Annotated in this window: 12 protein-coding genes; 8 read left to right on the top strand and 4 right to left on the bottom strand. The window is 69.7% G+C overall.

Features of this window, described 5'->3' with window-relative positions; all coding sequences use genetic code 11:
• The first annotated feature begins 274 nt into the window (after nt 1–274).
• Genes ACFWPT_RS18825 through ACFWPT_RS18810 form a run of 4 tightly spaced genes read left to right on the top strand, consistent with a single transcriptional unit; the run spans nt 275 to nt 4,362 of the window.
• Complete coding sequence (locus ACFWPT_RS18825; RefSeq protein ID WP_380482883.1) at nt 275–1,684, top strand: efflux RND transporter periplasmic adaptor subunit; 1,410 nt, start codon at nt 275–277, stop codon at nt 1,682–1,684.
• Between the two features lie 2 nt (nt 1,685–1,686).
• Complete coding sequence (locus ACFWPT_RS18820) at nt 1,687–2,490, top strand: ABC transporter ATP-binding protein (RefSeq protein ID WP_380482881.1); 804 nt, start codon at nt 1,687–1,689, stop codon at nt 2,488–2,490.
• The gene (locus ACFWPT_RS18815) at nt 2,487–3,698 is read left to right on the top strand and encodes an ABC transporter permease (protein ID WP_063348411.1); all 1,212 of its coding nucleotides are present in this window, start codon (nt 2,487–2,489) and stop codon (nt 3,696–3,698) included. Before ACFWPT_RS18820 ends, ACFWPT_RS18815 begins: the two co-directional genes overlap by 4 nt.
• A 7-nt stretch (nt 3,699–3,705) precedes the next feature.
• On the top strand, nt 3,706–4,362 hold the full coding sequence (locus ACFWPT_RS18810; protein ID WP_380482878.1) for a hypothetical protein: 657 nt from the start codon (nt 3,706–3,708) through the stop codon (nt 4,360–4,362).
• Between the two features lie 142 nt (nt 4,363–4,504).
• Here ACFWPT_RS18810 and ACFWPT_RS18805 read toward each other — a convergent pair whose 3' ends face one another.
• Nucleotides 4,505–4,759: a hypothetical protein gene (locus ACFWPT_RS18805; protein WP_380482876.1), complete on the bottom strand. Its 255-nt coding sequence runs from the start codon at nt 4,757–4,759 to the stop codon at nt 4,505–4,507.
• Nucleotides 4,756–5,118 (bottom strand): ATP-binding protein, encoded by a 363-nt coding sequence (locus tag ACFWPT_RS18800; RefSeq protein WP_371517817.1) that lies wholly within the window; start codon nt 5,116–5,118, stop codon nt 4,756–4,758. Before ACFWPT_RS18800 ends, ACFWPT_RS18805 begins: the two co-directional genes overlap by 4 nt.
• Before the next feature lie 240 nt (nt 5,119–5,358).
• On the opposite strand from ACFWPT_RS18800, the gene ACFWPT_RS18795 reads away from it, so the two are divergent.
• Together ACFWPT_RS18795 and ACFWPT_RS18790 are read left to right on the top strand one after the other, a co-directional pair.
• A complete protein-coding gene (locus tag ACFWPT_RS18795) occupies nt 5,359–6,219 on the top strand; it encodes a Scr1 family TA system antitoxin-like transcriptional regulator (RefSeq protein WP_380482874.1) in 861 nt (286 codons plus the stop codon).
• 1 nt (nt 6,220) lies between these two features.
• The gene (locus ACFWPT_RS18790; protein ID WP_380482872.1) at nt 6,221–6,421 is read left to right on the top strand and encodes a DUF397 domain-containing protein; all 201 of its coding nucleotides are present in this window, start codon (nt 6,221–6,223) and stop codon (nt 6,419–6,421) included.
• A 56-nt stretch (nt 6,422–6,477) separates the two neighbouring features.
• On the opposite strand, the gene ACFWPT_RS18785 is transcribed toward ACFWPT_RS18790, so the two are convergent.
• Both ACFWPT_RS18785 and sigJ read right to left on the bottom strand, forming a co-directional pair.
• Entirely contained in the window at nt 6,478–8,679 is a 2,202-nt protein-coding gene (locus tag ACFWPT_RS18785; RefSeq protein WP_380482870.1) for a transglycosylase domain-containing protein, read from the bottom strand.
• A gap of 919 nt (nt 8,680–9,598) precedes the next feature.
• A complete protein-coding gene (gene sigJ / locus ACFWPT_RS18780) occupies nt 9,599–10,522 on the bottom strand; it encodes an RNA polymerase sigma factor SigJ (protein ID WP_380482868.1) in 924 nt (307 codons plus the stop codon).
• Between the two features lie 152 nt (nt 10,523–10,674).
• Here sigJ and ACFWPT_RS18775 point away from each other — a divergent pair, with 152 nt between their 5' ends.
• Complete coding sequence (locus ACFWPT_RS18775) at nt 10,675–11,148, top strand: carboxymuconolactone decarboxylase family protein (RefSeq protein ID WP_063348403.1); 474 nt, start codon at nt 10,675–10,677, stop codon at nt 11,146–11,148.
• A 250-nt stretch (nt 11,149–11,398) separates the two neighbouring features.
• On the top strand, nt 11,399–12,187 hold the full coding sequence (locus tag ACFWPT_RS18770) for a response regulator transcription factor (protein WP_244293403.1): 789 nt from the start codon (nt 11,399–11,401) through the stop codon (nt 12,185–12,187).
• Nucleotides 12,188–12,198 lie beyond the last annotated feature (11 nt).

Below are 12,198 nucleotides of genomic sequence, written 5' to 3'. Positions count from 1 at the left end.
GGGGCGCGCCGTTCGCGGTGCGCCCCTACGGCGTTCCCGGGGGCCTGGGCCGGTCGGCGTCGGGACCCGGGGCGCTGCCGGATGGCTGGAGATCACCGGAACTCACCGGAACTCGCTGGGAGCCCGCTGGGAGTTCGGCCAACGAAGGCCCACGGCACGGCCAAGGCGCCCGCGCGAACCGGGCGGTGTGACCGGAATGCCCGGATCCGCACGGTCAGTCTTCTCCCAGCCCGCGCCCAGGGCTCCGCAAGAGCGCCCAGGAAAGCTGTCCGGCATGAAGGTGCTCCCGCGACGGCGAGGCGTCGTCCTCGTCAACTCCGCGCTCGGCGTGGCGCTCCTGGGCGGTGCCGCCCTGGTGTACGCCACAGTGAACAGCGGCACCAGTGCCGCCGCCGGCAAGACCCAGATCCGTACGGCGACCGTGGCCAAGGGAACGGTCCTGGCCACCGTGTCCGGAACCGGCACCCTGGTCTCACCGACCGACGCGGCCCAGGACTTCGCGACCGGCGGCCGGCTCACCTCGGTCAAGGTCGCGGTGGGGGACGCCGTCAAGAAGGGCCAGCTGCTCGCCACCGTCGACACCACGGCCGCCCAGCAGCAGGTGGACGCCGCTCAGGCGTCCCTCACCACGGCCAACGCCAACCTCACCAAGGCGCAGGCCGGTGTCACCACCACGACCACCCAGCCGCTGCCGGGTGCGACCTCCGGCGCCGGCGGCAACGGCGGCGGTGGTGGGGACCGCGGAGCGGGCGCGAACAGCACGCCCGCTCCGCAGACCACCACCATCACCACCACCAAGGTCGACGACGCGGCCGTCGCCCAGGCCCAGCAGCAGGTCGCCACCGCGCAGACCACCCTCGCCAACGCCCAGGCGGCGCTGACCGGCACCACCCTGACCGCCTCGGTGGACGGGACGGTCGCGTCCGTCTCGGCGAAGGTCGGCGACACCGTGGGCGCGAGCTCCGGCGGCTCGTCCGGCTCGTCCGGCTCCTCCGGGTCGGCCGGGTCGTCCGGGTCGACCGGCAAGTCGTCCACCGGCAGCACCGCTTCGGGCGGCGCGCCGAGCGGCTTCATCGTGCTGACCAACCCGACCGGGATGCAGGTCACCGCCAACTTCTCCGAGCTGGACTCGCTCAAGCTCAAGAAGGGCGAGGCGGCCACCGTCACCCTGAACGCGCAGTCCGACACCAAGCTCAACGCCAGTGTCCTGTCCGTCAGTTCGCTGCCCAGCAGCGGCGGCGGCAGCGCCGGCTCGACGGCCGTCCAGTACGCCGCCACGCTCCAGCTCAGCGGCGACACCAGCGCGCTGCGCACCGGCCTCAGCGCCACCGTCCAGGTGATCACCGGCGAGGCGGACAGCGCGCTGTCGCTGCCCACCTCCGCGCTCTCCGGCACCGGCACCAGCCGCACCGCGACCGTGGTGCACCCGGACGGCTCCAGCGAGCGGGTCAGCGTCGGGGTCGGCGTCGAGGGCGACAGCACGGTGCAGGTGGTCTCCGGGCTGAAGGAGGGCGACAAGGTCGAACTCCCCACCACCAGCGGCGGCAACGGCTTCCCGAACGCCTCCTTCCCGGGGGTCGGCGGCGGCCAGGGCCGTGGCGGTCAGGGCGGCGCTGCCGGCCTGGCGGGCGTCGGCGGTGGCGGCAACGGCGGCGGCGGGGCCGGCCGGGGCGGTAAGGGCTGAGCATGCGTCACGTCATCGACAAGCGCGTCCCGGCGGCGCCCCCGCCCGTCATCCAGCTGCGCCGGATCACCAAGGCGTACGGGCACGGCGACGCCGTCGTGCACGCGCTGCACGGCCCGGAGAACCCGGACACCGGCGGCCCGCTCGGCGTCAGCCTGAACATCCACCAGGGCGACTTCGTCGCGGTGATGGGCAGCTCCGGCTCCGGCAAGTCCACCATGATGAACATCCTCGGCTGCCTGGACGTCCCGACCGCCGGCCGCTACCTGCTGGACGGCATCGACGTCGGCCACCTCGACGAGGGGCAGCTCGCGCTGGTCCGCAACCGCAAGATCGGCTTCGTCTTCCAGTCCTTCAACCTGATCCCGCGCACCACCGCGCTCGCCCAGGTCGAGCTGCCGCTCGCCTACGCGGGCGTCCGGGCCTCGGAACGGCGCCGCCGGGCCCTGGCCGCGCTCTCCCTGGTCGGCCTCGCCGAGCGCGCCGGGCACCGGCCCAACCAGCTCTCCGGCGGCCAGCAGCAGCGCGTCGCGGTCGCCCGGGCACTGGTCACCGCGCCCGCGATGCTGCTCGCCGACGAGCCCACCGGCAACCTGGACAGCCGCTCCACCGAGGAGGTCCTCGACCTCGTCGACGCGCTCAACGCCACCGGCCGCACCGTCGTCCTGATCACCCACGAGGACGAAGTCGCGCGGCACGCCAAGCGGGTGCTCCGGCTGGTCGACGGCCGGATCGTCAGCGACGTCCGGCAGGCCCCGGTGGACGGGCCGCCGCCGCTGCTGCGCGAGCTGGGGGTGTCGGCGTGATCCTCTGGCAGATGCTCCGCTTCGCGGTCGGCGGCCTGGCCGCCAACAAGGTGCGCTCGGCGCTCACCATGCTCGGGGTGCTGATCGGCGTCGCCTCGGTGATCCTGCTGCTGGCCGTCGGCAACGGCTCGTCGGTCGCGGTGAAGGAGTCGATCACCTCGCTCGGCACCAACTCGCTCACGGTCAGCTCCGGTTCGGCCAGCGGCGGCTCCCGTGCCACCTCCTCGGTGAAGAAGCTGACGGTCGCCGACGCCAAGGCGCTGGCCGCCGACACCGACTCGACCGCGATCAAGTCGGTCGCCCCGGTGGTCACCACCAGCGGGACGGCGCTGTACGGGGACATCTCGTACAGCCCCGGCTCGATCGTCGGCACCTACCCGGCGTACTTCGAGACCGCCAACCAGAAGGTCGCGCACGGCGAGTACTTCACCGACGACGACGTGCTCGGCTCGCGCAAGGTCGCGGTGCTCGGCGCCACGACGGCCAAGCAGCTGTTCGACACCGTGGACCCGGTCGGCAAGAAGATCGTCCTCGGCGGCACCCCGTTCACCGTGGTCGGCGTGCTCCAGGCCAAGGGCGGCAGCGGCTTCACCGACCCGGACGACGTGGTGATCGCCCCGCTGCCGACCGTGCAGAACGCCTTCACCGGCTTCGGATCGGTCAACCAGATCCTGGTGCAGGCCGGTTCGGCCGACAGCACGACCGCGGCCCAGGCCGAGATCACCCGGGTGCTGCTCGGCACCCACGCCATCGCCGACCCGACCAAGGCCGACTTCCGGATCACCAGCCAGTCCTCGCTGCTCACGGCGAGGGAGAGCACCACGAAGACCTTCACCGTGCTGCTCGGCGCGGTGGCGGCGATCTCGCTGCTCGTCGGCGGGATCGGGATCACCAACATCATGCTGGTGACGGTCACCGAGCGGACCAGGGAGATCGGCATCCGCAAGGCGCTCGGCGCCCCGCGCGCGGTGATCCTCGGGCAGTTCCTGACCGAGTCGACCCTGCTCTCGGTGCTCGGCGCCGGGCTCGGGGTGGCCGCCGGGATCGCCGGCTCGCACTTCAGCATCGTCGGCATCAAACCGGTGGTGATCCCCGAATCCGTGATCGGCGCGTTCGGCATCGCCGTCGCCATCGGGCTGTTCTTCGGCAGCTACCCCGCCAACCGGGCCGCCTCGCTGCGGCCGATCGACGCCCTCCGGCACGAGTAGGACTCCCATGAGCAACGAGATCGCCACGGTCAGCAGCAGCACGCCGGCCGAGCAGGTCGCCCTGCTCGCCACCCCGCCGGACGCCCGCGACGTCACCGCCGAACTCGCCGCCCCGCCGCGGCGCAAGCTGCCCTGGCTCAGCCTGGTGCTGGCGGGGGGCGTCATCGCCAGTGGGGCGTTCGCGGGCGGGGTCTGGTACCAGCAGAACCACGGGACGAACAGCGGTGCCTCGCACGCGACGGCTTCCGCCGCCGGGCAGCAGCGGGCGGCCGGGGCGGGTGGTGGTGGCGGGGGGTACGGGCAGAGCGGGTCTCGCCGGGGTGGGCAGGGTGGTGCCCAGGGTTCCGGCCAGGGCGCTGGGCAGGGCGGCCAGGGCGGGTTCACCCGGGGCACGGTCAAGGCCGTCGACGGCAACACCGTCTACCTGACCGACGCCAACGGCAACACCGTCAAGGTCACCACCGGCGACGCGACGAAGGTCCAGCTCAACAAGGAGGGCAAGGTCGCCGACCTCCAGCCCGGCCAGAGCGTGACCGTCGTCGGCACCCCCGACGCCAACGGCGGCTACGCGGCCAGCCAGCTCGTCGAGGGCGCGGCGGCCGGTGCGGGTGGCGCGGGCGGCTTCGGCGGTGGAGGTGCTCCCAAGAACCCGTCCGGGGGCTGACCCCGTAGCTCCCGGACGCCGCGAGGCCCTCGCCCAATCCCTGGGGTGAGGGCCTTCGCGTGTGTTCAGCGCCGGTTGTTGCGGTCGTCGCGGTCGTCGGGGCGCGGAATTCTGAGGGGAACGGCTCCGACGAAGAAGTCCATCACCCCCACGCCTCGTCCCGTTCCACGTCGCGGAGGAGGTGGAGGAGGTTGAGCAGAGTGCTCACGGGGGCGTTGCCGAAGTCGACGAGGATGCGGCCGTCGAGGGTGGTCTCGTGGGGGAAGGCGGAGCCCCAGAGGAGACCGTAGGAGCGCCTGCGCTGGTGCACCTCGCCGAGCAGGGCGACGATCTGGGGCTGGGTGTAGTCGCGCATCCGGGGGTCGTCCGGCGCGACGGGTTCGCGGGCGGCGCTCACGCGGCGAAGTCCAGCTCGTACCAGACGGTTTTGCCGCGCTCCTGGGAGTCCACGCCCCAGCGGTGCGTGAGCCCTTCGATGAGCTGGAGCCCCCGGCCGGTCGTGGCCAGGGCGGGGAGCTGGCGTCGTTCGGGGAAGACGTCGCTCTCGTCCGAGACGGAGACCCGGAGGGTGCCGTCGAGGAGGGAGAGGAGGACGACGGGGGAGGCGGTCTTGCCGTGCCGCCAGGCGTTGACGACCAGTTCGGCCAGGGCGAGTTCGGCGAAGAAGATGGTCTCGGCGTCCCACCCGGAGCGGGTCAGGGCGTCCCGCAGGGACTGCCGGGCGAGCGCGAGCGAGGGGGTGTTGAGGGTGCACACGGGAACCTCCGCGAGGCTGCTGGTGTGGGGAGGGGGGATGCCTTCAGCGCGCGGGCAGCAGGCGCCTACTGCCCGACGAGCAGGCATTGCTGACGATCCATCGGATCGATCTGAGGTTGACGATAGCGCACCGGAACTTAAATTTAGGTAGTTGCGAGGAAGATCCCTCTCCCGGGGGACGGATGGTCCTTGCCGCAGCCGACGCGGCACACTGATCCCACAGGATGTTGAGAGGACGCCATGCCAGGTCGCCACAACCCAACCCTTCGTCAGCGTCGCCTGGGCGCTGAACTGCGAAAGATGAGAGAGCAAGCAGGCCTCGGAGGCAGCCAACTTGCTCGCGTGCTCGGAGTGAGCCCTGCCCAGGTGACGCAGATGGAGAGCGGGAAGACCAGCGTCAGCGTGGACCGGCTCCGGACAGTCGCCGATGCCTGCGAGTGCTACAACCAGCCGCTCATCGACGCCCTCAACGGCATCATCACAGTGCGAGACAAGGGTTGGTGGGAGCAGTACCGCAACCACATCCCCGACGTCTTCCTCGAATCCGCCGAGCACGAGGACTTCGCGGCAACGAAGATCAGGGTTTGCGCGTCGACGTTCCTTCCGGGGCTTCTGCAGACAGACGACTACACACGAGGAATCTTCAGTCGACGGATCCCTCGACTTCCTGCCGACGAACTCGATCTGCATGCCGCGTTCCGATCGGAGCGCAGAACGAGGGTCCTTCAGAGCCCTCGGAAGAAGCTCGAAGCCTATCTACATGAGTCCAGTTTGCTCACGCGCTTCGGTGGCACCGACGTGCTGCGAGGGCAGCTTCACAGCCTGATCGATGACTCCCTCAGGGATGACATAAGCATCCGCGTCATTCCCTTCACCGCCCACACCTATCCCGGACCGGTCGAGAGCCTCATCTACACCTCCGGGGAGGTGCCCGAGCTTGATACGGCCGAGGTGGAGTCATCGCAGGGCCCGATTTTCTTCGATGCCCCGAGTGAGCTTGAGTCCTATCGTGAAGTCTTCAACCGCATCGAGAAGGCTGCCCTCAGCGGCGAGGATTCGCGAGATCTAATCCATCGCACGGGCAAGAACCTGAAAGGCTGAGATGTCTCAAGACCAATGGCAGAAGTCGTCCTTCAGTAGCTCCAGCGAAAACTGTGTCGAGGTCCGTGCGGTCGCCGGGCTGATCGAACTCCGGGAGTCCGACGAGGGCGAGGTCATCGTCCGCACCACCGCCCTCAAGTTCGCTTCGTTCCTCCAGGGGGCGAAGGCGGGCGAGTTCGACCACCTCACCGCCGACGTCTGAGCGAAACGATCCGGCGGCCCCTTGCTGCTCGCAAGGGGCCGCCGGTGTAACTGCTGTCAGTGCTGCTGGTCGGGCTGGTTGGTGGCCGGGGCGCCCGTGCCGGTGCCGGTGTTGTTCGGGTCGGTCTTGGGGGCCGGGTCGGGGATGTCGGCCATCGGCAGGGACTGCTTGGGCGTGCCGCGCAGGGCCTGGTTCATGGCGTCGCGCCAGATCGGGCCGGGGCCGTCGGCGCCGAACACCTCGGTGCGGTACTTCCCGTTGATGGTGAGGTTGCGCATTTCGACGCCGCCGTTGGGGCCGCCGAGCCAGACGGCGGTGGCGAGCTGCGGGGTGTAGCCGTTGAACCAGGCGGCCCGCTTGCGGTCCGAGGTGCCGGTCTTGCCGGCGATCTGGCGGTTGTCGTCGAGGTTGAGCGCCGCGCCGGTGCCCTTGTTCTCGGTCACGCCGTTCAGGACGGTGTTCATCGCCCGCGCCGTGTCATCGGAGAACGCCTTCTCGCACTGGCCGGCCGGGACGGGGACGTCCTTGCCGTCCACGGTGGTGATCTTGTTGATGGCGATCGGGGCGCAGTGCTTGCCCTGGGCGGCGAAGGTCGCGTAGATGTTGGCCATGGTCAGCGGGCTCATCTCCTCCACTCCCAGGGCCATCGCGGGCACCTCCTCCAGCGGCTTGCCGCTGGCCTTGCTGGTGACGCCCAGCTTGTTGGCCATCTGCTTGACCGCGCAGAGGCCGATCTCCTGCTCCATCTGCACGAAGTAGGTGTTGACCGAGAGGGCCATCGCCTGCTTCAGCTGGTAGGGGCCCTTCTCGTTCTCGGACTCGTTGGGCACCACGGTCTTGGGCCGGCCCTGGTTCTTCCAGGTGCCCTCGCAGGTCTTCATCGTCGGGTACTCGAGCTTGTTCGGGGCCGAGTACTCCTGGGTCGCCGGCAGGCCCGCCTCCAGGGCCGCGGCCGCGACGACCGGCTTGAACGTGGAACCGGGCTGGAAGCCGTTGCCGCCGCCCATCGCCGCGTCGACGTTGAGGTTGACGACGGTCTGGTTCTTGTTGGCGTCCAGGCCGTACGGGCGAGTCTGGGCCATGGCGAGGATCTTGCCGGTGCCGGGTTCGACCATGGTGGCGGCGGCCGAGACGCTGTCCGTGACCTTCACGTTGGCGGTCACCGCGTTCTGGGCGGCGGCCTGCTTGTCCGGGTCCAGCGTGGTGTAGATGTTGAGGCCGCCGGTGTCCCAGAACTTCTTGCGGTCGGCGGCGCTCTGGCCGAACGCCGGGTCCTGCTTGACCACGTGCCGGACGTAGTCGCAGAAGAAGCCCATGCCGCCCTGGGCGGTGGCGGTGATGCAACCGTTCTGCGGATCCTTGAAGTTGAGACCCAGCGGGGCGGCCTTGGCCTCCTTGGCCTGGTCCGCGGTGATGTGCTTGTTCTCCAGCATCTTGTCGATGACCGTGTCCCGGCGCTTCTGCGCGGCCACCGGGTGCAGCTTCGGGTCGTACTGGGACGGGTTCTGCACCAGCCCGGCCAGCATGGCGGCCTCGGCGATGGTCAGGTCCTTGTTGCTCTTGCTGAAGTAGCGCTGGGAGGCGGCCTCCACGCCGTAGGCGCCGTTCCCGTAGTACGTGATGTTGAGGTAGTTGGTGAGGATCTGGTCCTTCGACAGGTCCTCCTCCAGCTTGATCGCGACCTTGAGCTCCTGGATCTTGCGACCCAGGGTCTTGCGCTGCGCCTCCAGCACCGCGGCCTGATCCTCGCCCGCCTTCTCGACGTTGACGTTCTTCACGTACTGCTGGGTCAGCGTCGAGGCACCCTGCGAGGCGGTGCCGCTCTCGGCGTTCTTGCCGATCGCCCGGAGCACGCCCTTGAGGTCGACGGCGCCGTGCTCGTAGAAGCGGGCGTCCTCGATGTCGACCTGGGCGTGCCGCATGAACGGCGACATCTGGTCAGGGGCGAGGACGGTACGGTCGCGCTCGTACACCTTGGCGATCAGGCCGCCCTTGGCGTCGAAGATCTGCGTCGCCTGGGTGAGCGGCGGGGTCTTGAAGTCGCTGGGGATGTCTTCGAAGCCCTCCGCCGTGCCCTTGGCAGTCAGCCCGAAACCGCCGGCGGCGGGCAGGGCGAGGCCCGCCAGCAGCACACCGGACACCACGCTCGCCGCCAGGAAGATCCCACCGAAGCGGGCCAGCCGAAGCGGCGCCTTGCGGGGCGGGGGGAGAGCCGCGCTGTCGGAGGAATTCCATATCGGAGGGAGATTCGATTCCATCCAGGAATGCTAGCCCGCACACCTCGCTGGTCGAACGATTTTTCGCATGTGGCTGTCACGGCTGTGCAACAGATACCGGAATTCGACTTCAAAACATCAAGTCGCATACGCACTAAATAAGCGCAATAAGAAATTTAGGCCACCCGCAACCAATTCAGCCCCCCCTCGGTGGCACGACCACGGACCACACCTGCCCGCCTACCGCGCCCTCCCCCTCTCGCAGCCCCGACACCACTTAGATGCCGCGAGCGGCCCAAAAGGTTGCCTACGCCCGGGAGCCTCGACGCCGACTTGCGCGACCTGCCCCCGCCCGGCCCCACCGACAGTGCCCCGACGCGCCCCGCGCCCAGTCGCTGACGGTACGTCACGGCACTGCCCGAGTCCCCTCAGCACAGGAAGTCGGCCAAACCGACTTCCTGCGCCGAAGCCGCCGCCCCCTCGTGCCGAGTTGGTCGTGACTGACCCTCGCGACGTTGAGGTCTATGTCCGAAAGTTCGACGGGTTCGTGGGCGCGGCCTTGTTCGGTGACGAGATGCGCAGCCTGATCGAAAGCATCAGGGACGAGTTCTTGAGGGAACAGGAAATCGTCTTCTAGCGCGCCTCGCTGCCCTATATATGTTGGTGCTCGCCCGCCACGGGTCAGGCGGCGGCCCAGCGTACGAGTCATGCCTCGGATTCATCTGACAAATGCCGGAGTTGGTGGCGTGGCCCAGGTGCAGGACCACCCCGACGGCTCGTCGACCGTCGCCGTCAGCGGCCCCCGGGACCTGTGGCAGGCCATCGAGACCGCGCACCGAACCTGGCTCGACCGCAACCGGCCCCGTCGGGAGTGGTTCACCGTCGAGACGGGGCCTGAGGGCAGTCCGTGGGCTACACGGGCCCGGACGGATCTTCGATCCAGTGGAAGCTCTGAGGAGGGTCACTTCGGCTTCACCAGGGCGATGTCGGAGACCGGGCCGAGGTGGGTGAGTTTGTCGGGGTTGGACACCGAGTGGACGGCCCGGATGGCGCCGTCGGCGATGTCGAGTTCCAGCACGCCGGCGATGCGGCCCTCGGTGTCATAAAAGGCGGCGCCGGGGCGGCCGTTGACGGTGGCGGGTGTCAGTGTGACGCCGAGTTTGCGGTTGCGGCGGAGGCCGCCTATGAGGAGTTGGGCGACGCGGCGTAGGCCGGTGAGGGTCTTGCCGAGGGCGCGGGCCTTGCCGCCGCCGTCGCCGTGGAAGGCGATGTCGGGGGAGAGGATTTGGAGCAGGGCGTCCAGGTCGCCGCCTTCGGTGGCGTCGAAGAACCTGCGGGCGAGTTCGTCGGCCTCGGCCTTGCGCGCCCGGGTGTCGACGGGCTGGGGGGAGGGGGTGAGGCGCTTGCGGGCGCGGGTGAGGATCTGGCGGCAGTTGGCCTCGGACTTGCCGACGGCGTCGGCGATTTCCGGGTAGCCGTACCCGAAGGCCTCGCGGAGCATGAACACCGCCCGCTCGGTGGGGGAGAGGGCTTCGAGTAGGACGAGGAACGCCATCGACAACGCGTCGGCCAGCTCGGTGTGTTCGGCGGGCCCCGGGTGGTCGGCGGTCACCACGACGGGTTCGGGCAGCCACTCGCCCATGTACGTCTCCCGGCGGACCCTCGCCGACGTCAGGTGGTTGATGCCCAGCCTGGTCACCGACGTGGTCAGGTACGCCTTGAGGTTGGTGATCGTGGTCCCGGCCCGGTCGGCCCGGGTCAGGCCGAGGAGGGCGTCCTGGACGATGTCCTCGTCGTCGCCGACGGAGCCCGTCATCCCGTAGGCGATGGAGAACAGCAGCGGTCGGTAGCCGGCCGCATCCGTCGCAACTGCCGATTCCGCCATGGAGCTCCTCCCCCGGTTGGCCGAGCAGGGTATCCGCAGGCTACCCAACGGCGCGGCGAAGATGGTGATGCAGGTCACATCCACGCCTGTCACGACTCGCCGGGGTGTCCTGTCTCAGAGGGCACCAGCGGACGACGACAAGGGAGCACACGATGGAAGCCCGACTGAACCCCTTCGCCAGCCAGACCATGTCCAAGGTCCTCAAGCACCTCATCGCGGCCAACAAGGCGATCGTGGACTCGGCTCTGCCGTTCGCGACGCAGGAGATGGTGAAGCTGCGCGCCAGCCAGATCAACGGCTGCGGCTACTGCGTCGACATGCACTTCAAGGACGCCGTGCACGGCGGGGAGGAGGCGACCCGCCTCAACCTGGTCGCGGCCTGGCGGGAGGCGACGGTGTTCACGGACGCCGAGCGTGCCGCCCTGGAGCTGGCGGAGCAGGGCACCCGCCTGGCCGACGCGGCGGGCGGGGTCACGGACGAGGCCTGGGCGAACGCCGCGAAGTACTACGACGAGGAGCAGCTCGCGGCCCTGGTGGCCCTCATCGCGATCATCAACGCCTTCAACCGCGGCAACGTGATCACCCGGATGCCCGCCGGCGGGTACCGGCCCGGTCAGCACGCCTGACCGGAGCCCCTTCCGCGGCCGGGGAGTGGTCTCCCCGGCCGCAGGCGTCGGGCTCTCGGCCGTCGGGTTCTCGGCTGTCGGTGCTTGCGGGGCGTTACCGTCCGTGCGCATACCACCCAGCCTGTGCTGGGGGCCTTGTGCTTAAAAAACCGACCGATAAGGTGTTAATCCAACATTCATCGATGCCGCATAGCCTCCGGGGGCTAGCCTCATGCTGAACGCCATCGTCCGACCAGGAGGCGAAAGCCCCGTGCAAGGCACAGTCACCACACCAGGCGGGTCCGCGGTGGCCGGCGGCCCTGGCGAGGCCTTCCTCCTCGTCGTCGACGACGAACCCAACATCCGCGAACTGCTCGCCGCCTCGCTGCGCTTCTCCGGTTTCCGGGTCGCCTCCGCCGCCAGCGGCACCGAGGCCCTCGACCTGATAGCCGTCGAACGCCCCGACCTCGTCGTCCTCGACGTGATGCTCCCGGACCTCGACGGCTTCACCGTCGTCGAGAAGCTGCGCGAGCGGACCAACCGCGGCCAGATCGCCGGGCCCGTGCACGGCCACCCCGGCGACCACCTCCCGGTGCTCTTCCTCACCGCCAAGGACGGCGTCGGCGACAAGGTCCAGGGCCTCGCCGCGGGCGCCGACGACTACGTCACCAAGCCGTTCAGCCTGGAGGAGCTGATCGCCCGGATCCGCGCCATCCTGCGCCGCTCCGGCGGGCCCGCCGAGGACGGCCGGCTCATCGTCGCCGACCTCAGCCTCGACCCGGTCGCCCACGAGGTCACCCGGGCCGGCACCCCCGTCGCGCTCTCCCCGACCGAGTTCAAGCTGCTGCACTACCTGATGGCCAACGTCGGCCGGGTGGTCTCCAAGGCGCAGATCCTCGACCACGTCTGGGCCTACGACTTCGGCGGCGACCTCTCCATCGTCGAGTCGTACATCTCCTACCTGCGCCGCAAGCTCGACTCCGGCCCGGCCCACGGCCCCAAGCTGATCCACACCGTGCGCGGCATCGGCTACGCGCTGCGCCGCCCCCCGCAGGGCTGACCGGTCCGCTC

Origin of the sequence: Kitasatospora sp. NPDC058478, from assembly GCF_042720345.1 — a bacterium.
Taxonomy (GTDB): Bacteria; Actinomycetota; Actinomycetes; order Streptomycetales; family Streptomycetaceae; genus Kitasatospora.
Note: the sequence above shows the minus strand (reverse complement) of the source record. Positions and strands in the feature narration are given on the sequence as shown.